This window comes from Streptococcus hillyeri (genome assembly GCF_003686955.1).
Lineage (GTDB): Bacteria > Bacillota > Bacilli > Lactobacillales > Streptococcaceae > Streptococcus > Streptococcus hillyeri.
Map to the genome: position 1 here is coordinate 272,199 of NZ_RCVM01000001.1, position 25,724 is coordinate 297,922.

Here is a 25,724-nt window from a genome sequence, read left to right on the forward strand (position 1 = left end):
AGCATCATTTGTTTCTTTCTTAAAAGTGCGGACGCTCAAAAGGTTCGGGGAACCTTTTGAGGTGGGAAACTGAAACTGTCCACTGGACAGTTTCACTGCTAAGAATACCACTATAGCGAAAGAAACATTTTAGCCTCACTTCGTTCGATGATTTATCAATGACATTCGAGATTATAAAATGCTAATTTTGATTTTGGATGAGTATAAGGAAAAAAGCAAGTCCAAAATGGCTTGCTTTTTGATGTTCTAAAGCGTATGATTGAGATATAGTGTTTTGAGCAAGGAATAAGATAGGGTAAAAATCTGTAATACTAGAGTTCATCAAAGCTACTTAACGATGTCCTTGTTTTTATTCCATTCATTATAATAACGAATACACTAGCTTAGAAAGTGACTATCACCAGTTGCGGTGATGGTAGACTCATTTGTTGGGAGGGAGGTTTTGAGATGCGTTTTGTTTTTGACCTTGATGGGACGCTTTGCTTTGATGGAAAAACGATTGCGCCTGAGATTAAAGAAGTACTGACTGAAGCAAGTCACTATGGGCACCAGATTGTCTTTGCTTCAGCGCGCTCTTACAGGGATTGTATTCCAGTTTTAGGAGAAGAACTGTCTCAGGAGCTGGTGATTGGTTTAAATGGTGGGCTTGCTTATGATGAAGGAAATCTCATTTTCCATAGTCATTTAGAGGAGAAGGGCTACAAGGCGGTCCTATCATGGTGTCACCGATATAATCTCCCTTATTTTGTGGATGATGATTTTCATTACAGTGGTCAGCAAATTGAAAAGATGCCATTTGCTTCACATGTTGATCCTCTCCATTTAGCAAAGCAACTTCCTCTCGTAGAACTTAAAAATCCTATTAAAATTGTCATCGAAATGAGTCGGCACGAGGATTTGGTTGAAGATATGGCCAGTGAATTAACGTTATTGAATGTCATGGATGTCAGTTATTTTGCGCATGAAAAATGTCTTTATATCAATCCTTATGAGACAAATAAAGCAACGACTATTGTTGATTTATTAGGAAATGATTTTGTAGCATTTGGCAATGATAAGAATGACAAAGCTATGTTTAAAGCCTCACTTTATAGTGTGCAAGTGGGCGATTATGCCTTTCTAGAAAAATATACAGATGAGAAACTTCCTGCTGATAGCTCTGCCATTGCTCAAAAATTAAAGGAACTTTATCAGCAATTTTAGGAAAAGGAGAAGGTGAAATGCGCGATGTGTTTGAAGAAGTTAAGTTTGGTCATGTGTCCAAACGCTGGTGGGTAGGTCCTTTGGTGGCTTTTGGCATGATGTTCTTAACTGAATTGATCGCTGCCTGGTTAAAGTCTTTTATCATACTCATTTCCGCTTTTATTTGGGGAACGATTGACTATGTTCCATCTGTTGATGTTACTGTAATTGCTCAACTTTTATCCTATATTGGTGTTTTTCCAGCAGTATCTTTAGTTACTCAACTTGTTGAATATAGGTCTGTGGAAACCTTGGGTTATTTCAAAGAAAAGGCATTAAGAGAGCTACTTTTAGGCTGGTTACTGGGCCTTGGTCTTATTAGTTTGGTGTGTTTTTTACCGTCAATTTGGTCTAAGGTTTCAGTGATTGGACCTATGAGTAACCATCCAGTTATATTGTTTGTTATTTATTTTATAGCTTATCATGTAGTTGCAATGGGAGATATTCTCATTTACCAAGGTTACCTTTTACCTGTTTTAGCAAGATTCAACCGCCCCTTTGCCTTGGCAGGGAGTTGTTTAGTAGCAATTCTAGGTAGTTGGATGCGCACCCCCACTTTACCTTTCCCTTTGTTAGTCAATGACTTTTTATTTAGTCTTTTGTCAGGAATCCTAGTCCTTTGGCGAAAAAATCTATGGCTAGCAACAGGATTACAAGCGATTTGGTCTGTGACCATCTATCACCTCTATGCCCCATTAGGAGTGCAATGGGCAAGTCTTTTTCAAGTAAATAAACCATCCGGTCTCTGGTTAGGAGGTGAACTGGGCGTGGGAGGTTCAGTTTGGTTAACAATGGTTCTTATTGTTCTTTGCAGCTATTTAGCTTTAAAAAAGGTTTCTTGGAAGAATTGAGAATGGTCAGTCTCAATTCTTTTTGATAAAATGGAACCATCACAACAAGAAAAGGGGGATGATATGTCTGTAGCACATCGAACGATAAAGCTCGTTTTGGCGACCGTTATTGCCATTTGGATTGCTGATAGCTTAGGGTTGGCTTATACCACCTCAGCTGGGATCATTGCCATTCTAAGTGTTTTAGATACAAGACGGAGCTCTTTCAAAATTGCTGGTCAGCGCTTTATCTCAGCGCTTCTAGCCTTAGGGATTGCGACTGTCCCCTTCACGTTATTTGGCTATAATCTCATGGTTGTCGCCCTATACATGGCTCTTTATGTGCCCTTAGCCTATGTGTTAGATGTTTCCGTTGGTATTCCACCGATTACCGTTTTGGTCCTGCATTTGTATTTGGAACAAAGCGTAGCGATCAGTTGGTTGTGGAATGAAATGGCTATTTTCCTTATTGGAGCAGGAGTTGCCTTGCTTCTCAATCTCTATATGCCATCTAAGCAGTCCGATATTGAGAACTATCATCTGAGAGTTGAAGAGAAACTCAAAGCCATTCTTATGCGCTTTAATGGTTTTTTACTGAAAGGAGATGGGACAAATGAGGCGGTTCTCATTGGTGAGTTAGACCAGCTGTTATCGGAAGCGCAGCGATTGGTTTACCTAGAACACAACAATCAGCTCTTCCAGCAAACCAATTATCAGGTGCATTATTTTGATATGCGGATGGACCAATCTAAACTCCTTCGTCAGATGGCAGTTAATGTCAACTCTTGTCAATTAGAGAGTCGAGAAAGTGTGATTTTGGCGCATCTTTTCTATGAAACAGCAGCGCAACTTAGTCAAGAAAACCCAGCTAAGCTCCTTCTGGATGATATTGCTGAGTTTAGAGAGTTATTCCGAAAGCGGCCTCTCCCAAAAACGCGCGATGAATTTGAAACCAGAGCAGTGCTTTTTCAGCTATTAAATGACCTTGAGCGTTTTATCCAACTCAAAGTTGATTTTTACAACCAGTATGGGAAACAAGTTGCCTGACTGCATTGAACCCATTAAGAGGTTTTAGACTTGAAATGGGTTGTCATTGTAAAACGGTCTAATGGAACGCCTCAACAGCCATTGCCTACTTTCTTAACGCCTAAAGAGGCGTTTTTTGGTATAATCAAATAAAGAATGATGCTTTAGAAAAGAAGAGGTACCCAATGAACGAAATCAAATGCCCACATTGTCAGACCGTTTTTACCATCAATGAAAGTGAGTATGCCCAGCTGCTGGCACAAGTACGCAGTGGTGCCTTTGAGAAAGAAGTGCATGAGCGACTGGAAAAGGAGACAGCTTTATTAGCAGAGCAGTCAAAAAATCAGCTTCAATCAGCCCTCGCTCAAAAAGATTTAGAGTTAGAGCAACTGAAAGGTCAACTCGAAACCAAAGCAGTGGAACAGGAGCAGGAAGTTAGTGCTGCTATTGCTTCAAAAGATAAAGCTTTAGCGGAGTTGCAAGCTCGTTTTGATAGTTTAGCGAGTGAGAAGCAGCATGAATTGAAAACAGCGCTAGCTGAAAAAGACTTGGAATTAGAAAAACTGCAAGGTCAACTAGCAGCGAAATCAACAGAACAAGAACTTGAAGTCCGCTCTGCCATTGCCCCAAAAGATCAGGAAATTGCTGAGCTTAAAGCCCGTCTAGAGCGCCTAGAACTCGAAAAAGCTTACGAGATGCAACAGGCGTTACAGGCTGTTGAAAAAGAGCGTGACACGGTTCAAAATCAGTTAATCTTGCAAGAGCAGCAAGGTGAGTTATCCCGCCAAGCCTTGATTAGTCAGCATCAGCTCGAGTTGGCGCAGAAGGATGATTTGATTGCTTACTATAAGGATTTCAAGGCTAAACAGTCTACTAAAATGATTGGGGAGAGCCTAGAGCAACACTGTGAGTACGAGTTTAATCGCTTGCGCATGACAGCCTTTCCACAAGCTGAATTTGGTAAGGATAACGATGCGACGTCAGGATCTAAAGGGGATTATATCTATCGCGAGTACGATGAAAACGGTGTTGAAATCATCTCCATTATGTTTGAAATGAAAAACGAAGGTGATGAAACAGCGACAAAGAAAAAGAATGACCATTTTTTCAAGGAATTAGACAAGGATCGTCGTGAGAAGAAGTGTGAGTACGCGATTTTAGTGTCTCTCTTAGAAGCCGATAATGAGCTTTACAACAATGGGATTGTCGATGTTTCCTATACTTATGAGAAAATGTATGTGGTTCGCCCTCAATTCTTTATCCCTATTATCACGCTTTTGAGAAATGCTGCGCTGAATAGCCTTAAATATAAGCAGGAGCTAGAACTTGTTAAGGAGCAAAATCTGGACATTACCCATTTTGAGGAAGACTTGGAAACGTTCAAGACAGCCTTTGCTAAGAATTATAACTCCGCAAGCAATAATTTCAAAAAAGCTATTGAAGAAATTGATAAGAGCATCAAGCGAATGGAGGCTATCAAAGCAGCTCTAACCACTTCGGAAAACCAATTACGCCTAGCAAACAATAAATTAGATGATGTCTCTGTCCAAAAATTAACCCGTAAAAATCCTACCATGCGTGCAAAATTTGAAGCGCTGAAGGAATAAAGTCCTATGGAAATTAGAAATTATCAAACAACAGATATTGACGATTTATTACCCCTGTATGCCGATTTAGGGTATCCAACCAATAAGATGGATTTAGAACAGCGGTTAACTCACCTGTTGGCACAACCCAATTATCAGTTGAAAGTTGCAGTCCTAGATGAGAAGGTCGTCGGTTTTATTGGGTGTTCAAAACTATATTTCTTTGAACGAGATGGTTTTTATTATCGTATACTTGCTTTGGTGGTTGGAAAAGATTATCGTCGTCAGGGAATTGCAAGATGTATGATTGATAAGATTAGAGAAGAGGCTTGTCAAACAGGTGCCTTAGCATTGGCTTTAAATAGTGGCATAACAGATGAGAGAGAAAAGGCACATCAGTTTTATGAACGTTATGGTTTTAGAAAGACGAGTTATGGATTTGCATTAGAGTTGCCTGAAATTGGCTGATTGACTTTTCTCATATATTCTGTGATAATAAGATTAATATTAAGCCGTGTTAACGGCTTTTTTAACGAAGAAAAAGGAAACCTAAATGTCAATATTAGAAGTAAAAAATCTTAGTCACGGTTTTGGTGATCGTGCTATCTTTGAAAATGTCTCTTTTCGCCTCTTAAAAGGGGAACACATCGGACTTGTTGGTGCTAATGGTGAAGGAAAATCTACCTTTATGTCTATCGTAACGGGGGCTTTACAACCTGATGAAGGCAAGGTAGAGTGGTCAAAATATGTGACTGTCGGCTACCTTGATCAACATGCTGTTCTTGAAAAAGGTATGACTGTCCGTGATGTCTTGCGTACAGCTTTTGATGAACTTTTTAAGACAGAGGCTCGCATTAATGACATTTACATGTCTATGGCAGAAGAAGGTGCTGATATTGATGCCCTTATGGAAGAAGTTGGTGAACTTCAAGACCGCCTAGAATCTCGTGATTTTTATGTCTTAGATGCTAAGATTGATGAGGTGGCTCGTGCCCTTGGTGTCATGGAATTTGGTATGGATTCTGACGTTACGGAACTCTCTGGTGGTCAACGTACCAAGGTGTTATTGGCAAAACTCTTGCTTGAAAAACCAGATATTCTCCTTCTCGATGAACCGACCAACCACCTTGATGCAGAGCACATTGCTTGGCTTAAACGTTACTTGCAGGAATATGAAAATGCCTTTGTGCTCATCTCTCACGATATTCCATTCCTTAATGACGTTATCAATATTGTCTATCATGTGGAAAGCCTTGATTTAGTCCGTTATGCTGGAGATTACGATAACTTCCAGTCTGTTTATGCCATGAAAAAAGCACAGCTAGAAGCTGCTTATGAGCGCCAGCAGAAAGAGATTGCAGATTTACAAGATTTTGTTAACCGCAACAAAGCGCGTGTTGCGACACGTAATATGGCCATGTCTCGTCAAAAGAAATTGGACAAGATGGAGATTATCGAGCTTCAAGCTGAGAAGCCAAAACCATCATTTGAATTTAAAGAAGCACGTACACCAGGACGCTTTATTTTCCAAACCACTGATTTAGTCATTGGTTACGATCGCCCGTTGACCAAGGCACCGCTTAATTTGACACTTGAACGTAACCAAAAGGTTGCTATCGTTGGTGCTAATGGTATTGGTAAGACAACGCTTTTGAAGAGCTTACTAGGAGAAATCAAAGCGCTTGATGGTGACGTTGAACGTGGTGACTTCCTTGAAATTGGTTATTTTGAGCAGGAGACAGCTGGTTCTCGTCAGACACCGCTAGAAGCTGTGTGGGATGCCTTCCCAGCTCTTAACCAAGCAGAAGTACGCGCGGCCTTGGCACGTTGTGGCTTGACTTCAAAACATATTGAAAGCCAAATTCAAGTGTTGTCAGGTGGTGAGCAAGCTAAGGTACGTTTTTGCTTGCTGATGAATCGTGAAAACAATGTCCTCGTTCTGGATGAGCCGACTAACCACTTGGATGTTGATGCGAAAGATGAACTTAAACGCGCTCTCCAAGCCTATAAAGGGACAATCTTGATGGTATGTCACGAACCAGAATTCTATGATGGCTGGACAGAAGTTTGGGACTTCAATCAGATGATTTAAAATGCGATCTATGGGTAGTCCTAGTAACTATGGGAGAACATGATGACAATTTTTGAATTTTTAACCTCTCAAGGATATAAAATTAAAGATTACAGTTTTGACGTTACAGAAGCGGAGAAGAAGTTGGAAGTGCCATTCGCAGATGAGTATCGCCAGTTAATCTCAGCTTTTGGGAATTTTGAAATATCATTACATGAGTTTACTGGCGTTGAATTTGAACATTTCTTGAATATAGTTATCGTGACACTTAATAACAGACAGTATACCCATCCAGATACGCAGTCTATGTATGTGATTGAAGAACTAGGCTTTGACGGTATTGTCATCTGGCAGAATACCAAGGGAGAAATTTTTCAAACGATTCCAAATGATACGGTTAAACCAGAAAAACTTTACTCGTCATTTGAGGAATACCTTTTGACAGAAGTGATTGAATAACATCTTCTGATGTTCAAGAAATTACAAAGATTCATTTTGACTCACTAAGAAAGGTTCAGAAAGTCTAGAATTGATTTTTTATCGAAAGTGTGTAGCCTATTATTTACAGAGAGGCATAATATTTAAGGTTGGACTTTTTCTAGTCTATTTTCATCGCTCTTCCACTACGGGATAAGAAAGTCATCAATTGTTTTCTATGTTTCTCTTTTATGTTATAATAAACCTACTTATTTTTGACAAATATTGTCACTTTTATGAAAAGAAAGGATAATTCGATTAGGATTTCTAATTGAGTTTGGGATATTTTGATAGAATTTCCCTACTATGATAACTATGGATAAAATTATTATTGAAGGCGGGAAGACATGTCTTCAGGGTGAAGTCATCATTGAAGGTGCTAAAAATGCAGTGTTACCCCTTTTAGCAGCGACGATATTAGCCAAAGAAGGTAAGACTGTTCTTAATAATGTGCCGATCTTATCAGATGTTTTCACAATGAATAATGTTGTGCGCGGACTAGACATTGACGTTAATTTTGAAGAAGAACAAAATCGTGTTACGGTTGATGCTACTGGCTGGATTTTAGATGCGGCGCCATATGAATACGTTAGCCAAATGCGTGCCTCTATCGTTGTTTTGGGCCCAATCTTGGCACGTTGTGGACATGCTAAGGTTTCTATGCCTGGTGGTTGCACAATCGGAAGCAGACCAATTGACCTTCATCTCAAGGGGTTAGAAGCAATGGGTGCCCAAATCACTCAAGCTGGTGGTGACATTACTGCGATTGCTGAAAAATTAAAAGGTGCCCATATCTATTTAGATTTCCCAAGTGTTGGCGCTACTCAAAATCTGATGATGGCCGCAACCTTAGCAGAAGGTCGTACGGTTATTGAAAATGCTGCGCGTGAACCAGAAATTGTTGACTTAGCTCTTTTATTGAATAAAATGGGGGCAAAGGTAAAAGGTGCAGGTACTGAGACATTAACCATTGATGGTGTTGATAAAATGCACGGTGCAGAACACGATGTCGTTCAAGATCGTATTGAAGCAGGGACCTTTATGGTTGCTGCAGCCATGACATCAGGTGATGTGCTGATTAAAGATGCTGTTTGGGAGCATAACCGTCCCCTTATTTCAAAACTCAAAGAAATGGGAGTAGAGGTTACCGAGGAAGAGAATGGCATCCGTGTCCGTTCAGATGTGACAAAACTTAAGCCTGTTGCTGTCAAAACCTTACCACATCCAGGTTTTCCAACAGATATGCAGGCGCAAATGACCGCACTTATGGCAGTCATTAAAGGTGAGTCTACGATGATTGAGACGGTCTTTGAAAATCGTTTCCAACATTTAGAAGAAATGCGTCGCATGGGACTCCACTCTGAAATTTTACGTGATACAGCATTGATTCACGGTGGAGAAAAGCTTCAAGGAGCTCCTGTGATGTCAACAGACCTTCGTGCCAGCGCAGCCCTTATCTTGACAGGAATGGTAGCAGAGGGAACAACAACCGTTGGAAAGTTAACTCACTTAGACCGTGGCTACTACAAATTCCATGAAAAATTAGCTGCCTTGGGTGCAACTATCAGTCGTGTAAATGGTTAAGGAAAGGAGAAGGGGGTTAGACAACTTGATGTCACGTCACACTTAAGAGTTATGTTCTTAAGCTTTGTTTCAACATCTCCCTTTAGAACAAAACTATGGATATTGGTTGGAAATACATCGGCAAGCAGTTCCTGCTTATCTTTGTCATCCTAGTGCTCTGTATTATTTGCTTTGGACTTGGTTTGGTGTTAGGTTATGGATTTTTTGGTGATGGCGCCAAACCATTTTCTATTCTTTCTCCTGAAAAATGGCAGGGCATTATCAGTAAATTTACGGGTCAGTAGTGAAGAGGTTGGGACATAAATATCTCAACCTTCTATTTTTAATGGTAATAACAGATTGACGCAGTGGTTGATTGGAGGTCCTAAACCCTTGCTACGCAATCGTTAGCGGCCATCCTAATCAACTGTGCGGAGGTGGGACGACGAAGTCAATTTCTTCGAAATCATGACTTCTGTCCCACTCTCTCTCTTTATAAAAGGAATATGAATAAAAAACAAAACAAAACGGGTTTATCACTTTTAGCTTTGCTTGTAACGGTTGCTGTTGGACTTTTTGGTGGAAGTTCTACGGGACTGTTTGATCGATTAGGCATTTCGTTAACAGGTCATCAGACGCAACAAGCAGCTAGTCACATTGAAGCAGCAGAAGGGACACCTTCTCAAGCTTTAGCTGAGTCAGTTTTATCTAGCGAAGTTAGAAAACAGCTAGGCACTATCGAATGGAACGGTGCGGGAGCTTTCATCATAAATGACAATAAAACGTCACTCAATGCTGATGTAGCAAGTCTTCCCTATGCTACCAATCAGACAAAACGTGTACAAGGGAAAGTAGTACCAGTAAATGGTAATGCTCTCTTAGCAAAAAGTACGCGTCAATATAAAAATCGAGAGCAGACAGGGCAGGGAAGAACGGACTTTCGTCCTGCTGGCTGGCATCAAATTCATGATTTGAAAGGTGAATTTGATCATGCTATTGATAGAGGTCACTTGATTGGATATGCACTTGTTGGTGGTTTGTCAGGCTTTGATGCGTCAACAAGTAATCCTGAAAACATCGCTGTCCAAACAGCGTGGTCAAATCAAGCGAATTTAGAAAATTCAACAGGTCAAAATTATTACGAATCACTCGTTCGTAAAGCCTTAGATAATAATAAACGCGTTCGTTATCGTGTGACCTTAATCTATGAAGGAGATAACCTCATTGCTTCAGGTAGTCATCTAGAGGCAAAGTCCTCAGATGGTGAGTTAGAGTTTAATGTCTTTGTTCCAAATGTTCAAGATGGTTTAACGGTTGATTACTATAGTGGGAAAATTACCACAGTTGAGTAAAGAAAAAGCATCTGGTCGAGTTTTAACTCGATCGGATGCTTTTTAAGATATCACAGTTTAACATTAATGGATATAGTTTAGTTTTCCTCTGAAGTCTTCGATCGTTTGATAGCCTTTTTCAGCCATAATCTCTTTTAGCTCTTCGGTGACACGGTCAAAGATGCTAGGCCCTTCCTGTTGTAAGGCTGTCCCGATTTGGACCATGCTAGCGCCGCAGAGGATATGCTCAAAAGCGTCTCGCCCATTTTTAACACCCCCAGTACCGATAATCTGAATTTCAGGTTTTAAACGCTGATAGAAGGCATGAACATTAGCAAGAGCTGTTGGTTTAATATAGTCACCGCCAATACCACCAAATCCATTTTTAGGTTTTATGAGGACAGTTTCGTCGTCAATGAGCAAACCATTACCAATCGAATTCACACAATTGACAAAAGTGAGCGGAAATTGATTGAAAATAGCGGCAGCTTGGTCAAAATGGACAATATCAAAGTAAGGAGGCAATTTGATACCTAGTGGTTTTGTGAAGTAAGTAAAGACCTCTGTTAAAATGGTTTCAGTTGTCTCGAAATCGTAAGCAATTTGAGGTTTCCCTGGTACATTTGGACAAGATAAATTAAGCTCAACAAGACCTTTGTAGTCACTCTCTTGGACTTTTTTCAAAATAAGGTGGGTTTCCTCTGGTGATAGACCGACTAATGATAGGAAATGAGGCTTACTTTCTGGATTTTCTTGTAATTCTGTTACATAATCAAGGTAATACTGGAAACCATTGTTAGGAAGTCCCATTGAGTTAATTGAGCCAAGAGGAACGTCCACATAGCGTGGTTCTGGATTGCCAGGACGTGCTTCGAGGGTACCCGTTTTAGTCACGAATGAACCAGCAGTAGAAGCTTCAATCTCCGCTAATTCCTCACGTGTCATGCAATAAACCCCAGCAGCATTCATCAAGCAATTGGTGAATGAAAAGTTACCTATTTTAGTCGCAGTAGAAACCATTTTTGGAAAACTCCTTTTAGATAAATTTTTTCTATTGTATCATTGAGATAGGTTATTTGCAAGATTTTAGAGAAATTTAACCGAAATGTTCGGAAATAACCTTGTTATGTTGTAGAAAACACTCGAAATATGTGTTATTTAAGATTGATTTCAGAAATTTCCTTGAGGTTATCATAAGGACCTGATACTGATTTTTTACCGTTTTGAAGAGAATTATTGGTAAATCGTTCACAAATTAGTATTCTCAGACTAGCTTTTTTTATGTTTTTTGGGTAAAATAGTAAAGGTAAATGGTTTTAAACCATAATTATAAAGGAGACTACTAATGGTAAAATTGGTTTTCGCTCGCCACGGTGAGTCAGAATGGAACAAAGCTAACCTTTTCACTGGTTGGGCTGACGTTGATTTGTCAGATAAAGGAACACAACAAGCGATTGACGCTGGTAAATTGATTAAAGAAGCTGGTATCGAGTTTGACCTTGCTTTCACATCAGTTTTGAAACGTGCTATCAAAACAACAAACCTTGCGCTTGAAGCAGCTGACCAACTTTGGGTTCCAGTTGAAAAATCATGGCGCTTGAACGAACGTCACTACGGTGGTTTGACTGGCTTGAACAAAGCAGAAGCAGCTGCTGAATTTGGTGATGAGCAAGTTCACATTTGGCGTCGTTCATACGACACATTGCCACCAGAAATGGCTAAAGATCACGAGCACTCAGCTCACACAGATCGCCGTTACGCACACCTTGATAGCTCAGTTATTCCAGATGCTGAAAACTTGAAAGTAACGCTTGAGCGTGCGCTTCCATTCTGGGAAGATAAAATTGCGCCAGCTCTTAAAGATGGTAAAAATGTTTTCGTTGGTGCACACGGTAACTCAATCCGTGCCCTTGTAAAACACATCAAACAATTGTCTGATGATGAAATCATGGACGTTGAAATTCCAAACTTCCCACCACTTGTATTCGAATTTGACGAAAAATTAAACGTTGTATCTGAGTACTACTTGGAAGACAAATAATAACACACGAAAGCAGGCTTTTAGTCTGCTTTTTTGCCATCACATTAATTGGGTCACACGCTTTTCGATGATATTATACTCATTCACAAATAAAATTAGCATGAAAATACCTTTTATTTTGTGAAAAGTCTTGCAATCTTTAGAGAACTTGTTATAATAGTAGCGTTAGAAAACGATTGCAGAAAGGAAAAAAGATGTATTCGCCAGAAGAAATTTTAGAAAAAACGATCCATACCGGAGAACATAAGATTGAGAAAACGTTCTTGCAGAAGGCTATTTTAGGCTTTATTGGTGGGGCAATGATTAGCTTAGGCTATTTGCTTTATGTTCGTATTGTAGCTAGTGGTATGGAGACTTTGGGGCACTTTGCTTCGGTTGTTGGAGCGGCAGCATTTCCGATTGGCTTGATTGTTATTCTATTAGCTGGGGGAGAATTAATTACGGGCAATATGATGGCAGTCGCAGCTAGTTTTTTTGCTAAAAAGATTTCTCTTGTAGATTTGCTTAAAAATTGGGCTATTGTAACCTTGTTCAATGTTATTGGAGCTATCTTTGTGGCTTATTTCTTTGGGCATTTTGTTGGTTTGACAAGTTCAGGTCATTATTTAGAGGAAACGTTAGAAGTGGCACATGCTAAGTTAGCAGCGTCTCCGGCACAGGCTTTTGTTTCAGGAATTGGTTGTAACTGGTTTGTTGGTCTGTCGTTGTGGCTCTGCTATGGTGCTAAGGATGCAGCTGGCAAAATTCTTGGCACATGGTTCCCTGTGATGACCTTTGTTGCGATTGGCTTCCAGCATAGCGTGGCGAATGCCTTTATTATCCCAGCAGCTATCTTTGAAGGTGGCGCTACTTGGTTTGATTTCTTGAAGAATTTTGTCTTTGTTTATGCTGGAAATATTGTAGGTGGTGCTGTTTTTGTTTCCCTATTTTACTTCTTGGTCTATGGAAAAAAAGATTAGAAAAAAAGATGAAACTTGCTATCATTTTAGCAAGTTTTTTTAGTGTAATTGTGATAAAATAGATTGCAAAGTTTTTCAATGAGAGGGTCAAATGGCAAGTAGGAAGAGAAAGAAATTACAGCAGCAAAAACGGCTAGGAAGTCAAATGTCTAGCCGTATCAATTTGATTTTTGCCATTATTGTTGCACTCTTTGTTGTACTGTTATTACGGTTGGCACAAATGCAGTTACTTGATAAAGAGTTTTACACTAAAAAATTAACAGCAACGACAAGTTACACGGTGAAAAATTCAAGTCCTAGGGGAAAAATTTACGATGCGCAAGGAACCTTACTGGTTGATAATGACATTAAAGAAGTCGTTTCCTTTACTCGGAGCAATTTTGCGACAGCTGAGGAAATGAAGAAAATCGCATGGGATTTATCAGCTCTTGTGTCTTACACTGAAACGAATGTCACAACTCGTGAGAAAAAGGATTATTATTTGGCAGATTCTTCAAATTATCAGGCAGTTGTTGCCTCTCTTGATGATAGTAAGAAATATGATAAGTTTGGCAATCAGTTGGCAGAGAGTGATATTTATGCGAATGCTATTGAAGCAGTAACAGAGGAGCAGATTAATTTTTCAGACGAGGAATTAAAGGTGGCCTATATTTTTAGCCAAATGAATGCGACGCCAACCTTTGGAACAACGTCGTTGAAAACCGTAGATTTGACTGCAGAACAGATAGCGCTTATTTCGGCAAATAAAGACTTGCCAGGGATTTCAGTTCGGTCAGATTGGGAACGACAAAATATTGCCAAGTCCTTATCACCGATTATAGGAAAGGTCTCGAGTGAAAAAGCAGGGCTTCCAGCCGAGGAAGCTAACGAATACCTTGCAAAAGGTTATTCACTTAATGATCGTGTGGGGACCAGTTACCTAGAGAAGTCGTACGAAGATGTTTTGAAAGGGACGTCTCAGGTTCGTCAGATTACAGTTGATAAAAAGGGCAAGGTTATTGCTAATCAGATTACGCAAGAAGGCAGTAAAGGCAAAAATATTAAATTAACTATTGATTTAAACTTCCAAGAAGGGGTTGAAAACATTCTCAATCAATATTTTATGGCTGAGAAGGCAGAGGGTAATGTAGAACTTTCTGAAGGTGCCTATGCTGTCGCACTTAACCCTAATACTGGAGCTGTACTGGCGATGGCAGGTCTTTCCCATGACACGACTACAGGTGAGGTTGTTAAAAACGCTCTTGGAACAATGACCTTAGTCTTTACACCTGGATCTGTTGTGAAGGGGGCAACAATTGCATCGGGATATGAAAATGGTGTGATTGGTGGCAATCAAGTCTTGTATGATCAAGCTATTCAGTTTGCGGGATCTAGCCCTATTAAATCTTGGTTTACTCTAGGGAGCCTACCTATTACAGCTACTCAAGCCTTGGAATATTCATCCAATACCTACATGGTACAAATCGCCATGAAATTAATGGGACAGGAGTATAGCCCAGGAATGTTTTTAGCAACAAATGGATTAGATACGGCCATGGCTAAATTACGTTCGACCTATGCTGATTTTGGTTTGGGAGTCGCTACAGGTTTGGATGTTTCAGGAGAATCAACGGGATATATTCCAGAAAAGTTTGACTCGGCATCGCTATTGACAGAATCTTTTGGGCAGTTTGATAACTACACCACGATGCAATTAGCACAATACGCTGCGACAGTTGCTAACGGTGGCAATCGTATTGCTCCGCACTTGGTCCAAGGCGTGTATGATACTGATAAATCTGGTAATCTTGGTAATATGTTGGAAGAAAAAGGTGCAAATACTTTGAATACTGTCAAGGTCTCTGCTGAGGAGATGGGAATTATCCAACAAGGGTTTTATGATGTGGTGAATAGCCCATCAGGATATGCCACAGGTAAAGCCATTGGTGTGGGTGCGGCAGTTCCGATTTCTGCTAAGACAGGTACGGCAGAATCTTATGTGACTAACAACTCAGGTGAGTCTATCTACACAACAAATATGAATGTTATAGCCTATGCACCAAGTGAAAAACCACAAATTGCAGTAGCAGTTGTCTTACCACACGAAACGAACTTTAGCAGTAAGGCAAGTCACTTAATGACACGTGACATCATTAATCTATATAACAGTTTACATCCAATGAATTAAGGGAGGATTTCAGTGCTTTATCCAACTCCAATCGCAAAGTTAATTGATAGTTTTTCAAAGTTACCTGGCGTCGGCATTAAAACTGCAACAAGGCTCGCCTTTTATACAATCGGTATGAGCGACGAGGATGTCAATGAATTTGCCAAAAATTTATTGTCCGCCAAGCGTGATTTAACTTATTGTAGTGTCTGTGGTAATTTAACAGACGATGATCCTTGCGGCATTTGCCAAGATGAGACACGAGATCCGTCACTTCTTCTTGTGGTAGAGGAATCCAAAGATGTCTCTGCTATGGAAAAAATTCAAGAGTATCGTGGGAAATACCATGTGCTGCACGGCTTGATTTCTCCAATGAATGGCGTTAGTCCTGATGATATTAATCTGAAAAGCCTTATCACACGATTGATGAATGGCGATGTGACAGAGGTTATTATTGCAACTAGTGCTACCGCAGATGGTGAAGCGACGTCAATGTATATTTCACGAGTTTTAAAACCAGCAGGTATCAAGGTTACCCGTTTAGCAAGAGGTCTGGCAGTTGGTTCAGATATTGAATATGCGGACGAAGTAACCCTTCTTCGAGCTATTGAAAATCGTACAGAATTATAGAGAGCGAGTTAGAAATCGGTAGTTTAAAAAACGATTTCTACCGCTCTTTTTTTGAGAATCATTTTTCCAAAATAGCATAATGTCAATTATAGTAGATTGATTGGTGACGAAAATTATTGGACGTACCTCTTTGTTTTTAGGGAATGATAAGTATTATCAACATAAAACTTAAATTTGTTGTATGAAACCTATAGTTTGTAGGTTTCTTTTTTATCCTCTAAGGAGCATACTATAGATGAATCAAAAAAGAATGCGCTTACAAAAATGGTTTTTAATTTTTTTAATTATCCAAAGGAGGAAAAAATGGATAAACGTCAATTTACAAAATGTGCAGTAGGTTTAGTCTGTGCAGCAGTCTTAGCAAGTGCAACATTACAGGCAAATGAAAGTTTTAGACTTCATGGTTTCCAACCAATGGTGGTTCAGGCACAAGAAAACACCAATCGTGCAACTGATAGTGTTGGAATCGTCAACGAAATTCGTTCAGGTATCAGAGGACCGCTTTATGGTGGATACTTCCGTACATGGCATGATAGCGCTGCGACAAAGAATAAGGATGCAGCCACCGATTCACAAGGGTACCATGAAGAACAGTTAAACACGTCATTTAATCGTCCTAATTCAATTGCAGAAGTCCCAGAAGAGGTTGATATCTTATTTGTTTTTGATAACTATGTTTATGAAAAGAGTCCGTTTTGGGAAACATTAAAAACAGAATATATTCCAAAAATGCATAAACAAGGTACTGCTGTTGTTCAGACAATTGGTGTGAAGGAGTTAAGTGGTAAATACGGTCTTTCAAAAGATAAATATCCAAATGATGACGAGATTAGCAATAAAGCTCTTGCAGCTGAAATTGTTCAAAAATATGTTTATGATCGTGGTGTAGATGGACTTGATATTGACGTTGAGCTTCATGATTATAATGTAAGGACTGATGCTACAGATGTGCAAAAGGCTGAAATTGTTCGTGCCAACAAGGTATTTAAGGAGATTGCGAGATTAATTGGTAAGACTGGTAAAGATACCAATAAAATGTTAATTCTTGATACTACACTTGGAGTGGAACACCATACTATTTTAAAAGAAAATGCTGAATCTTTAGATTTTGTACTTCGTCAGTATTATGGTGCACAGGGACCAACGTCAGATATGCACCGTAAAATCAATGAAGATTGGAAAGGATACAGTAACTATCTGACTCCTCGCCAATTTATGATTGGATTTACGTTTTATGAGGAAAATGCAGATACTAAAAGTAACTTCTGGAATGACATCAAGGACTATGACGCCTCTAATCTAGAAATTGGTAAAGATATTTCTGGAACTCGAGCAGAATCATATACAAAATGGCAACCAACGGGTGGTCTCAAAGGAGGTATGTTTGCTTATGCGATTGATCGGGATGGGGTAGCCCATGCTCCAAAAACGGAAGGGGTAAAAGACCCTTCTGATGAAATCGTCAAAACAGACTATACTGTTTCTAAAAAGCTGAAAAAAGAAATGTTGAAAAATGAGAATTATAAACTCATTGATGCCACTGACTTCCCAGATCCAGCACTTTTACAAGCGGTTAAAGAGCAAGTAAGTCCTTATCGTGGTGATTTAGCACTTTATGAAAAAGGCTTGAAATTGGAAAATCTTCCAATTAAAGATTTGACAGGTTTGAATAAGCTTACTAAATTGTCTTCATTAGAGATGGCTAATTTGACAGAACTAAAAGAGCTTAAAGAAACTGATTTGCCAGAAAGTTTACGTAAAACAGGTGACATCAAATTAACAGGTATGTCTGCTTTGGAAAACTTGCACCTTCCTAATTCTCAATTACAATCTCTAGCTGATTTTGATGTGGTATCTATGACAAGTCTGAAGAACTTTGACTTGTCTAACAACAAGTTTGATTTTGAAGGTGATAAAGAACGTTTAGAACACTTGATAGCTGTAGTTAAAAAGAACAACCCATCAGCAAGCAACAGCGATATCGTTTTTGAAGGGCAAAAACCAAGTGGTTATCTTCCAGAGATTTATGAAACAGCAGAAGTAACAGTTCCAGCTGACGGTACGCCTTATAATATTTTTGAGGACGCAATATTCGGTAGTGTGACAAGAGCTAATTTCTTTATTGGAAACTCTGATGAGTTTGAAGTTTACAAAACTAAAACAGTTGATGATCGCACATTTGTTGATCCTAATTGGACGTATGATAAATTTAAGGCGGATTATAGCAAGCACACTATAACAAGCTTTACTTCTACTTTGAAAGAAGCTAACAATCACGTACTTGAGACAACTGAAAATGAGTCTTATATTGTCCATGTTTATGATAAACATGGTAAAGAAGTTCATGCGATGACCGTTACTGTTGGAGAAGGAAAACAGATTTTAGAAAATCTCTCTTTAAATGCGCAACCAGTCAATACCTATTGGGATATGAAGGAAGTTATTAAGAGAGCCATAGACAACAATAAGTCAACACATTATATTTCTTATCGTCAAGATAGTGAATTTACGTTGGATTTGGGTAGTTTATCGCACATTAATTATCTCAGACTGATAAATGCAGAAGAAGTTGGTGGCTTAAAACGTCCAAACAGTGTGATTACCTCAGCAACTATCTGGATTCCAAAAAATCCTCTAGTGACAAATGTATCTCAATTGAAACCAGAAGACTGGGTACAGATTGCTGAAATAACAGATGGAAAACTGATTGAAGAACAACAGATTCGTGGAGGGGGAGTCGCTCGATTCTGTAAACTTATCATTAAATCTACAAAAGGCGAAGATACTCCATACCTCTCTGAATTCCAAATTCTTGGTTGGAAAGTTAATGGCGAACAATATCTTTCAGCATTGAAAGAAGTGAATGAATCTAAAAAGGCAGCAACTACAGAACTTTCAGAAGCTACCATTAAAGCATTTGATAAAGATGTCGAAGAAGCTAAAAAAGGCTTGGAAGCAGAAGAGTTAGGTCAAGCGGGTATTGATGCTGTCGCAACTAAGTTGTCAGAGCTTGCCAAAGGGTTAAAAGCACAAGTTGAAAATAAAAAAGCTGCTTACGATATTCAAGCAAATTATCGTACATTGATGAATACGGTTAAAACCTTGGAGCGTGACAATGAGCTTTTCAAAACAGTTGAACCTCTTCATCAAGAAATGATGACATTGGATTCACAAATTGATGAAAAATTAGGTGAGTTAGTTTGTGACGACACACTTGCTAGCTTAGTTGCTGAAATGAAAGTTAAAATGACAGCAGTTGCAGAGCTTCTAGGTTTGACGTTAAACGACAAATTTGAAGTGGCAACAATTGCAGAACCTATGACTGACAAGGTTGAAGTGACTGAAACTTTGGAAACAATCCCAGTAGAGACAGTTACTGAAACTGAGTAATTTTTATAACAGTTATCTTATTACCTCTCCTAAAGACACAAAAGGTCCGAGAATTACCTCTCAGACCTTTTGTTTGTTCTGTTTAGAAAGTAATGCTTTAAATGGTCCAGCCGTCAGGCAGGGTGCGTTGAAATTCTTGCAAGGGTTTTAATTTTGTTAGCAGATAATTGCCTGTTAGCCCCACTAAAAATCCAGATAAGATGCCACTGAATGACAGTATAGGGAGGTAATTTAAAACGAGCCATGATTGTCCGATGAGGGCAAAAACAACGAGTTGTCCAACATTATGCATAACTCCGCCCATGACAGAGATTCCGATAACACTGACACGCTTTGGTCCTAATTGTTTTAAAACTAACATAATACCGTAGCTCAGCCATGTTCCCGCAAAACCATAAAGAAAGGTAGAAAAAGAACCTGCTAAAAAGGTAGAAATGCCTAATCTAAGTAGGACGACTTTTAAGCTATCTTTAGGTGGGAGGGTGAAAATAGCAATGATGCTAACAAGATTTCCAAGTCCTAATTTTGCTCCTGGAGCAAATGTAAAAGGAGTTGGTAAAAAACGTTCAAAAAATGAAATAATGACAGCTTGTGCAGCTAACATAGTAATGAAAACGAGTTTACGATGTGAAAACATACCATTATTTTATCACAAATTAGTGAAAAATTTCCAAATGAGATTGAAAAAAAGAGCTTATTTTGTTAGAATATTAACGATTATGAATAATTTAAATCTATTTGTAACTATCTTAAAGGAGAGGTCAAAATGACGAAAAATATCGTTATCGTCGGAGCTGGTTATGCTGGTGTTACAGCGGCTCGTTCATTGGCGAAAACATTTAAGAAAAACGATGAGGTGACCATCACTCTTATCGATAAAAATTCATTCCATACTTACATGACTGAACTGCATGAAGTGGCAGCTGGTCGTGTAGAGCCTGAGGCTATTAAATACGACCTTCAACGTATTTTCAAAAAATATCCTAAGGTTGACTTGGTAACAGACAAGGTTGTTAGCATTGATTATGACAAGAAAGTTGTTGTAGCAGAGCACCAAAACTTGCCATTTGATTACCTCTTGCTCGCTATGGGTGGTGAGGCAAATGACTTTGGTATTCAAGGTGTTAAAGAACATGGCTTTACTCTTTGGTCTATTGAAGCAGCTGAACAACTTCATGATCATATTGTTGATGCTTGCTACCGAGCGATGCGTGAACATGATGAAGCCAAACGCCGTGCTCTTTTGACCTTTACAGTCATTGGTGCTGGATTTACTGGTATTGAAATGGTCGGAGAACTTATTGATTGGGTTCCAATCTTGGCTAAACAATTCAAACTTGATCCAAAAGAATTCTCACTTAAAGTTGTTGAAGCAATGCCTAAAATCCTTAACATGGTGACGGATAAAGAGCAAGTTAAAGCAACTAAATATCTTGAGAAAAATGGTGTTGAACTTGTCCTTAATGATGGCGTGACAAGTGTTACAGAGGATGCTTTGCATTTGTCATCAGGTCGGACCATTCCAACCTATACTTCAATTTGGACAGCTGGTGTACAAGCTACTACGGATGCTGCAAACTTTGATATTGAAAAAGCGCGTGCAGGTCGCTTGGTTGCTAACGAATTCATGGAAGCTAAAGGCAAAGAAAATGTCTACGTAGCTGGTGACTTGGTTTACTTTGAAGAATCAGAAGGTCGTCCAACACCACAAATTGTTCAAGCAGCTGAACAAACCGGTCATACAGCAGCCAAAAACATTGCGGCAGCTATTACCAGTAGTGAAAAACATGCCTACAAAGGTAAGTATGACGGTTTCATGGTTTCAATTGGTGCTAAATACACAGTTGCTTACGTTTATGACAAATACCACGTTTCTGGATTTATCGCAAGTGCTATGAAGCACTTTACAAACTTGCTTTACTTCTTCACAATTAGTTCATTCTATAACATTTTTGCTTATCTTCGTCACGAATTCTTTGACATCAAAGATGGTCGTAACATGTTTGGTAGCCATACCTCAAGCAAGGGAAATCGTATGTGGTTGGTTCCACTTCGTGTTTTCTATGGATCAGTTTGGTTGTTTGAAGGTGTGAAGAAAGCATTTGGTCTTTTTGGAACAAATTCATGGTTTGGTGACAAGGTTGTCTTCCCATTCCCATGGTTGCAAGAAGTCGCAGAGGCAACGTCAGGTGCTTCTGAAGCAGCAACCGAAACAGTTTCTGCAGCATCAGGCGCTGCAGAAGCAACTACAGAAGCTGCTCATCAAATCTTCAGCTTGAGCTACGCTTATGGTGAAGAGCCAATGCAAGTTTTGAAAGAGATGCCAGATTGGTTTGCGGCCATCATGAAATTTATGATTCCTAACCAAGACGTTGCGCTCTTTATGCAAAAATTCATGACAGTTGTTGAAATTGCAATCGGTCTTGCCCTCATTGCAGGTGCCTTTGTTTGGCTTGTTAGCGCGGTCACAGCATCGTTTGTTGTTATGTTTAGTTTGTCTGGAATGTTCTACTGGGTAAACATCTGGTTCATCCCAGTTGCTATCGCTCTTATGGGTGGTGCAGGACGTAGCTTTGGTTTGGACTATTGGATTATGCCATGGTTAGGTCAGTTCTTGGATAAATGGATTTACGGCACTCCAAGACATATCTATCGTAAAAAATCCTAGGAAACTACACAATTAAAAATATTCGTGTTATAATGTATAGAGTTACTTCTCACTATGTAGAGGTAACTCTATTTTCTTGAGATAAGGAGTTCTAGTGGTACATCACATTTGGGATGCTTATCCCCATATTCAAAAAAATCTTTACCGTGTCAAAGAAATTATGATTTCTGAAATGACTGTTATTCATCCCAGTGTGAAAGTCAAAATTCTGGATTATATTAATGCGCCAGGTAAGTATGTCAGAGCCGGACTTTGCTTGCTTTTCTCTGCTGATGAACAAGGGAACATCCCAGAAGGAAAATTGTATCTTGCGGCTTATATTGAATTGCTGCATTTAGCGACACTTATTCATGATGATGTGATTGATGAGGCTGACAATCGCCGTGGAATCACCGCAATTCATAAAACCTATTCTAATCGTATTGCCATTTATGCAGGTGATTATCTTCTTGCGTATGCCAATCGCTTAGCGCTTAAAGGCATTGAGTTGTTAGACATCACAAAGGAAGATGCCACAATAACCAATCTCAATCTTCTTGAACGTCTATTAGCAGGTGAGTTAGCTCAGCTGATGAATCAATTTCGCCCAGAAATGACCATGAAAGATTACCTTAAGCAAATCAAGGGTAAGACAGCCTTTCTGTTTGCCATAGCTTGTCAAATAGGAGCTTGGCGTCCGAAGGCAAGTAAAAAAATGGGGCGCATTGCATTTAATCTTGGTCAGCAGGTTGGGATGGCTTTTCAAATCTCTGATGATTTAATTGATTATCGTCTGTCTCAAGAAAAATCAGGAAAACCACATATGCAAGATATCCAAAATGGCATTTACACCGCGCCTTACCTTTTTGCGAAATCCCTCTCTAATGACTTTAAAGATTATCTGGAAACGATTGATATTAAAGATTTGAATGATGATCAGCTAATGGCTATTTATCATCTGATTGAGGAGTCTGGAGCTTTTAAAAAGACAGAGGAGTTAATTGATAAATTCCTCAATAAAGCATTTATTAACTTAGAAAAATTAAAAATATCTGATACTAATCAGATGAAACTTTTCCTGGCACAATTAATGAATCGACAATTTTAAAGGAATTGTTTGAACAATTAAAATAGTTTGTGGAAGGTCAGGTTTTATATAGACAGTGTTTACGTTTTGTGCTAAAATTAACCTATAAATTAAGGAAGGAATTTTTTCAAGAAATGAAAAAGAAAATCGTTCTAGCATCATTGCTATTTGCATCAGTACTAACATTAACTGCTTGTGGCAGTTCTTCAACTAAAGAAACAGCTAAAGAGACAACTACAGAAGCCGCTAAAGTTGAGAAAAAAGCAGAGCTTAAAGACGGTACTTACAAAGCTGAGACTGGATTTGACGATCGTGGTTGGAAAGCTGTACACACAATCACTGTTTCAGGTGGTAAAGTAACTGAGTCTACTTTTGATTATGAAAACAAAGAAGGTGCTTTGAAATCAGAAGATGCTGAGTACAACAAAAACATGGAAGCTAAATCTGGTGTTTCTTCAAAAGATGCAACAGACAAATTAGATGAAGAATTCCTTAAAGCTCAATCAGCAGACGTTGAAGTTGTAACAGGTGCAACACACACAACTGAAAACTTCAAAGCTACCGCAGCAGCTCTTTTAGAAGCAGCAGCAGAAGGTAACACTGAAACAATCGTATTGAAATAAGTCGATACGGATACATTTTATCAAGTACCTCTTGCCAATGAGGTACTTTTTGCATTAAAGGAAAATACATGAAAAATAAGGTTTTAAAACTCATTGTTGTGGTTTTTCTCAGTCTCTTTTATTTATCGGCTTGTTCTTCTAAGGAAAAAGCGGGGCTAAAAATTACTGATAAGCCTGAAACACGAACGGAGTCTTTGCTTCACACGGTGGTTCAGCTCAGCATTTACCATGAACATCAAGAAAAAGCAATGGAAGATGCTTTGGACTATATCAAAGACATGGAAGCACTTTTGTCTACCAATCTTGAAGGTTCTGATGTTTATAAAATTAACCACGCAGCAGGTAAAGAGGCAGTTAAAGTTCAAAAAGAAACGTTTGATATCATAGAGGCTGCGCTTACCATGTCAGAACGTAGTCAGGGCAAATTTGATGTTTCTATTGGTGCTGTCAGCAACCTCTGGAAGATTGGCGATACCGACGCTAGAATTCCAGAACCTCAGGAGATTACAAGCGCTCTTAACAATATCGATTATCGTCGTATTAAATTAGATGACAAAAATCAGACTGTTTTTATTGAAGATGGGATGACTTTGGAGCTTGGTGCCATTTCAAAAGGTTATATTGCTGATGGGGTAAAAAAAGTATTTGAAAAGCACGGCATTACAACGGCTATCATTAATTTAGGTGGTAATGTTCTAGTGATGGGAACGTCTCCAAAATCTAAGGATGGTTGGACTGTTGGCGTTCAGAATCCTGATGCTGTTCGTGGAGAAACGGTTGGTTCCGTTAAGGTGATTGATAGCTCTGTTGTGACCTCTGGTATTTATGAGCGTTATCTAAAAGGACCTGATGGTGAGATTTATCACCATATCTTGGATCCAAAGACAGGTTATCCAGTTGAAAATAACATTTCTGGCGTTACTGTTTACACCAAAACATCTATTCAAGGTGATGAATTTTCAACGAGTCTCTTTTTACTAGGAATTGATGAAGGGCTTAAATTGGTCAATGAGACTGAAGGAGTAGAAGCTGTTTTCATTGATAAAGATGGTGGCATTCATCTCAGTGAAGGCCTCAAAGATAGATTTGAATTAAGAAACGAGGATTACCACATTGTCGACTAAACACAATGCTTTAACACTACCAATCTTTTTAGAATTTGTTGAATTACGAACAAAGGTTGCCAGTGTTTTTCCGATGTTCATAGGAATTTTTTGGGCAGTCTATCATTATAAGACCTTTAATCTGGTGAATACCCTTCTCTTTATCTTAGCTGCTATCACTTTTGATATGTGTACAACGGCCATTAATAATACGATGGATTATAAAAAAGCTCTTGATACCGATTATAAAGAGCAGGAAAATGTGATTGGCGCCAATAAGCTTAATTTTCAGCAAATGGTACACATTATTTTTGCTCTCTTAGGATTTTCAGTGCTGATATCGCTGATATTAGTATGGCGAACAGACATCATCTTATTGCCAATCGGTATCCTGTGCTTTTTAATCGGTATTTTCTATACCTTTGGTCCTATGCCTTTATCACGTTTACCACTTGGCGAGTTATTTTCAGGTGTTACCATGGGATTTGGCATTTTTTTCCTTGCCATCTTTATTCAAAAGCCGGATTTATTGGTATCAAGCCTACTAACTGCAAGTGCCTATCAGATTAACCTGGCTTGGCTTGAAATCATCCAAATAGCAGTTCTAAGCCTGCCACTGATTTGCTTGATTGCTAATATCATGTTGGCAAATAACCTCTGTGACTATGAACAAGATATCAAAAATGGTCGTTATACTTTGGTTCATTACATTGGAAAAGCCAGAGGCGTCACCTTATATACGGTGTTAAATCTCATGCCATGGATGTTATGGGTAATTTATCCCCTAGCAGGGCTTTTGCCTAAATGGACGTGGTTAGGGCTAGTATTAGTCATCATCAATGTGACGTTTTTGAAAGCTTTTCGAAAAGAACAAGTGAAACGATTGACCTTTATCAATGCCATCAAGAGTTTTGTTCTCTTTTCTGGACTATATCTGATAAGTTTAGTTATCGCAACAATAATATAAAAAAG

22 protein-coding genes are annotated in these 25,724 nt (G+C 39.0%); 20 read left to right on the forward strand and 2 right to left on the reverse strand.

The window, feature by feature from the left end; translation table 11 throughout:
* Positions 1–447: 447 nt before the first annotated feature.
* From EAF07_RS01220 to EAF07_RS01265, 10 genes are all read left to right on the forward strand, one after another.
* Positions 448–1,203, forward strand: a complete 756-nt coding sequence (locus tag EAF07_RS01220; RefSeq protein ID WP_121834474.1) for an HAD hydrolase family protein — start codon at positions 448–450, stop codon at positions 1,201–1,203.
* A 17-nt stretch (positions 1,204–1,220) separates the two neighbouring features.
* Positions 1,221–2,093: a hypothetical protein gene (locus EAF07_RS10575; RefSeq protein ID WP_183121633.1), complete on the forward strand. Its 873-nt coding sequence runs from the start codon at positions 1,221–1,223 to the stop codon at positions 2,091–2,093.
* Between the two features lie 63 nt (positions 2,094–2,156).
* Positions 2,157–3,119, forward strand: coding sequence for an aromatic acid exporter family protein (locus tag EAF07_RS01230; protein WP_121834475.1), 963 nt, complete (start codon positions 2,157–2,159; stop codon positions 3,117–3,119).
* Positions 3,120–3,283: 164 nt separating this feature from the next.
* Positions 3,284–4,705, forward strand: a complete 1,422-nt coding sequence (locus EAF07_RS01235) for a DUF2130 domain-containing protein (RefSeq protein WP_121834476.1) — start codon at positions 3,284–3,286, stop codon at positions 4,703–4,705.
* 6 nt (positions 4,706–4,711) lie between these two features.
* Positions 4,712–5,152, forward strand: a complete 441-nt coding sequence (locus tag EAF07_RS01240) for a GNAT family N-acetyltransferase (RefSeq protein ID WP_121834477.1) — start codon at positions 4,712–4,714, stop codon at positions 5,150–5,152.
* A gap of 85 nt (positions 5,153–5,237) precedes the next feature.
* Positions 5,238–6,776 carry an ABC-F family ATP-binding cassette domain-containing protein gene (locus EAF07_RS01245; protein WP_121834478.1) on the forward strand — a complete coding sequence of 513 codons (1,539 nt, stop codon included), beginning with the start codon at positions 5,238–5,240 and terminating at the stop codon, positions 6,774–6,776.
* Between the two features lie 42 nt (positions 6,777–6,818).
* On the forward strand, positions 6,819–7,214 hold the full coding sequence (locus EAF07_RS01250; RefSeq protein ID WP_121834479.1) for an SMI1/KNR4 family protein: 396 nt from the start codon (positions 6,819–6,821) through the stop codon (positions 7,212–7,214).
* A 333-nt stretch (positions 7,215–7,547) separates the two neighbouring features.
* Entirely contained in the window at positions 7,548–8,816 is a 1,269-nt protein-coding gene (gene murA, locus EAF07_RS01255; protein WP_121834546.1) for a UDP-N-acetylglucosamine 1-carboxyvinyltransferase, read from the forward strand.
* Positions 8,817–8,911: 95 nt separating this feature from the next.
* Positions 8,912–9,100 carry a DNA-directed RNA polymerase subunit beta gene (locus EAF07_RS01260; protein ID WP_121834480.1) on the forward strand — a complete coding sequence of 63 codons (189 nt, stop codon included), beginning with the start codon at positions 8,912–8,914 and terminating at the stop codon, positions 9,098–9,100.
* A 201-nt stretch (positions 9,101–9,301) separates the two neighbouring features.
* The gene (locus EAF07_RS01265; RefSeq protein ID WP_121834481.1) at positions 9,302–10,147 is read left to right on the forward strand and encodes a DNA/RNA non-specific endonuclease; all 846 of its coding nucleotides are present in this window, start codon (positions 9,302–9,304) and stop codon (positions 10,145–10,147) included.
* 63 nt (positions 10,148–10,210) lie between these two features.
* Here the strand turns inward: EAF07_RS01265 and EAF07_RS01270 are convergent, their stop codons facing one another.
* Complete coding sequence (locus EAF07_RS01270; protein WP_121834482.1) at positions 10,211–11,146, reverse strand: dihydroorotate oxidase; 936 nt, start codon at positions 11,144–11,146, stop codon at positions 10,211–10,213.
* Positions 11,147–11,471: 325 nt separating this feature from the next.
* Between EAF07_RS01270 and EAF07_RS01275 the strand changes: the two genes are divergently transcribed.
* From EAF07_RS01275 to EAF07_RS01295, 5 genes are all read left to right on the forward strand, one after another.
* On the forward strand, positions 11,472–12,167 hold the full coding sequence (locus EAF07_RS01275) for a phosphoglycerate mutase (protein WP_121834483.1): 696 nt from the start codon (positions 11,472–11,474) through the stop codon (positions 12,165–12,167).
* Positions 12,168–12,361: 194 nt separating this feature from the next.
* Positions 12,362–13,126, forward strand: coding sequence for a formate/nitrite transporter family protein (locus EAF07_RS01280; protein ID WP_121834484.1), 765 nt, complete (start codon positions 12,362–12,364; stop codon positions 13,124–13,126).
* Between the two features lie 91 nt (positions 13,127–13,217).
* Entirely contained in the window at positions 13,218–15,293 is a 2,076-nt protein-coding gene (pbp2b, locus tag EAF07_RS01285) for a penicillin-binding protein PBP2B (protein WP_121834485.1), read from the forward strand.
* Positions 15,294–15,305: 12 nt separating this feature from the next.
* On the forward strand, positions 15,306–15,902 hold the full coding sequence (gene recR / locus EAF07_RS01290) for a recombination mediator RecR (RefSeq protein WP_121834486.1): 597 nt from the start codon (positions 15,306–15,308) through the stop codon (positions 15,900–15,902).
* A gap of 303 nt (positions 15,903–16,205) precedes the next feature.
* Positions 16,206–19,292 carry an EndoS/ChiA family endoglycosidase gene (locus tag EAF07_RS01295; RefSeq protein ID WP_121834487.1) on the forward strand — a complete coding sequence of 1,029 codons (3,087 nt, stop codon included), beginning with the start codon at positions 16,206–16,208 and terminating at the stop codon, positions 19,290–19,292.
* A gap of 97 nt (positions 19,293–19,389) precedes the next feature.
* Here the strand turns inward: EAF07_RS01295 and EAF07_RS01300 are convergent, their stop codons facing one another.
* Positions 19,390–19,929, reverse strand: a complete 540-nt coding sequence (locus EAF07_RS01300; protein WP_121834488.1) for a Gx transporter family protein — start codon at positions 19,927–19,929, stop codon at positions 19,390–19,392.
* A 129-nt stretch (positions 19,930–20,058) separates the two neighbouring features.
* Between EAF07_RS01300 and EAF07_RS01305 the strand changes: the two genes are divergently transcribed.
* From EAF07_RS01305 to EAF07_RS01325, 5 genes are all read left to right on the forward strand, one after another.
* Positions 20,059–21,960, forward strand: coding sequence for an NAD(P)/FAD-dependent oxidoreductase (locus EAF07_RS01305; RefSeq protein WP_121834489.1), 1,902 nt, complete (start codon positions 20,059–20,061; stop codon positions 21,958–21,960).
* Positions 21,961–22,054: 94 nt separating this feature from the next.
* Positions 22,055–23,047, forward strand: coding sequence for a polyprenyl synthetase family protein (locus EAF07_RS01310; RefSeq protein WP_121834490.1), 993 nt, complete (start codon positions 22,055–22,057; stop codon positions 23,045–23,047).
* Positions 23,048–23,160: 113 nt separating this feature from the next.
* Positions 23,161–23,649, forward strand: coding sequence for an FMN-binding protein (locus tag EAF07_RS01315; RefSeq protein ID WP_121834491.1), 489 nt, complete (start codon positions 23,161–23,163; stop codon positions 23,647–23,649).
* 68 nt (positions 23,650–23,717) lie between these two features.
* On the forward strand, positions 23,718–24,773 hold the full coding sequence (locus EAF07_RS01320) for an FAD:protein FMN transferase (RefSeq protein WP_121834492.1): 1,056 nt from the start codon (positions 23,718–23,720) through the stop codon (positions 24,771–24,773).
* On the forward strand, positions 24,763–25,719 hold the full coding sequence (locus tag EAF07_RS01325) for a 1,4-dihydroxy-2-naphthoate polyprenyltransferase (RefSeq protein WP_121834493.1): 957 nt from the start codon (positions 24,763–24,765) through the stop codon (positions 25,717–25,719). Before EAF07_RS01320 ends, EAF07_RS01325 begins: the two co-directional genes overlap by 11 nt.
* Positions 25,720–25,724 lie beyond the last annotated feature (5 nt).

What these genes read in the sequence shown, in the direction of transcription:
- EAF07_RS01220 (WP_121834474.1), top strand. Translation starts at nt 448, where the DNA reads ATGCGTTTTGTTTTTGACCTTGATGGGACGCTTTGCTTTGATGGAAAA.
- EAF07_RS10575 (WP_183121633.1), top strand. Translation starts at nt 1,221, where the DNA reads ATGCGCGATGTGTTTGAAGAAGTTAAGTTTGGTCATGTGTCCAAACGC.
- EAF07_RS01230 (WP_121834475.1), top strand. Translation starts at nt 2,157, where the DNA reads ATGTCTGTAGCACATCGAACGATAAAGCTCGTTTTGGCGACCGTTATT.
- EAF07_RS01235 (WP_121834476.1), top strand. Translation starts at nt 3,284, where the DNA reads ATGAACGAAATCAAATGCCCACATTGTCAGACCGTTTTTACCATCAAT.
- EAF07_RS01240 (WP_121834477.1), top strand. Translation starts at nt 4,712, where the DNA reads ATGGAAATTAGAAATTATCAAACAACAGATATTGACGATTTATTACCC.
- EAF07_RS01245 (WP_121834478.1), top strand. Translation starts at nt 5,238, where the DNA reads ATGTCAATATTAGAAGTAAAAAATCTTAGTCACGGTTTTGGTGATCGT.
- EAF07_RS01250 (WP_121834479.1), top strand. Translation starts at nt 6,819, where the DNA reads ATGACAATTTTTGAATTTTTAACCTCTCAAGGATATAAAATTAAAGAT.
- murA (WP_121834546.1), top strand. Translation starts at nt 7,548, where the DNA reads ATGGATAAAATTATTATTGAAGGCGGGAAGACATGTCTTCAGGGTGAA.
- EAF07_RS01260 (WP_121834480.1), top strand. Translation starts at nt 8,912, where the DNA reads ATGGATATTGGTTGGAAATACATCGGCAAGCAGTTCCTGCTTATCTTT.
- EAF07_RS01265 (WP_121834481.1), top strand. Translation starts at nt 9,302, where the DNA reads ATGAATAAAAAACAAAACAAAACGGGTTTATCACTTTTAGCTTTGCTT.
- EAF07_RS01270 (WP_121834482.1), bottom strand. Translation starts at nt 11,146, where the DNA reads ATGGTTTCTACTGCGACTAAAATAGGTAACTTTTCATTCACCAATTGC.
- EAF07_RS01275 (WP_121834483.1), top strand. Translation starts at nt 11,472, where the DNA reads ATGGTAAAATTGGTTTTCGCTCGCCACGGTGAGTCAGAATGGAACAAA.
- EAF07_RS01280 (WP_121834484.1), top strand. Translation starts at nt 12,362, where the DNA reads ATGTATTCGCCAGAAGAAATTTTAGAAAAAACGATCCATACCGGAGAA.
- pbp2b (WP_121834485.1), top strand. Translation starts at nt 13,218, where the DNA reads ATGGCAAGTAGGAAGAGAAAGAAATTACAGCAGCAAAAACGGCTAGGA.
- EAF07_RS01295 (WP_121834487.1), top strand. Translation starts at nt 16,206, where the DNA reads ATGGATAAACGTCAATTTACAAAATGTGCAGTAGGTTTAGTCTGTGCA.
- EAF07_RS01300 (WP_121834488.1), bottom strand. Translation starts at nt 19,929, where the DNA reads ATGTTTTCACATCGTAAACTCGTTTTCATTACTATGTTAGCTGCACAA.
- EAF07_RS01305 (WP_121834489.1), top strand. Translation starts at nt 20,059, where the DNA reads ATGACGAAAAATATCGTTATCGTCGGAGCTGGTTATGCTGGTGTTACA.
- EAF07_RS01315 (WP_121834491.1), top strand. Translation starts at nt 23,161, where the DNA reads ATGAAAAAGAAAATCGTTCTAGCATCATTGCTATTTGCATCAGTACTA.
- EAF07_RS01320 (WP_121834492.1), top strand. Translation starts at nt 23,718, where the DNA reads ATGAAAAATAAGGTTTTAAAACTCATTGTTGTGGTTTTTCTCAGTCTC.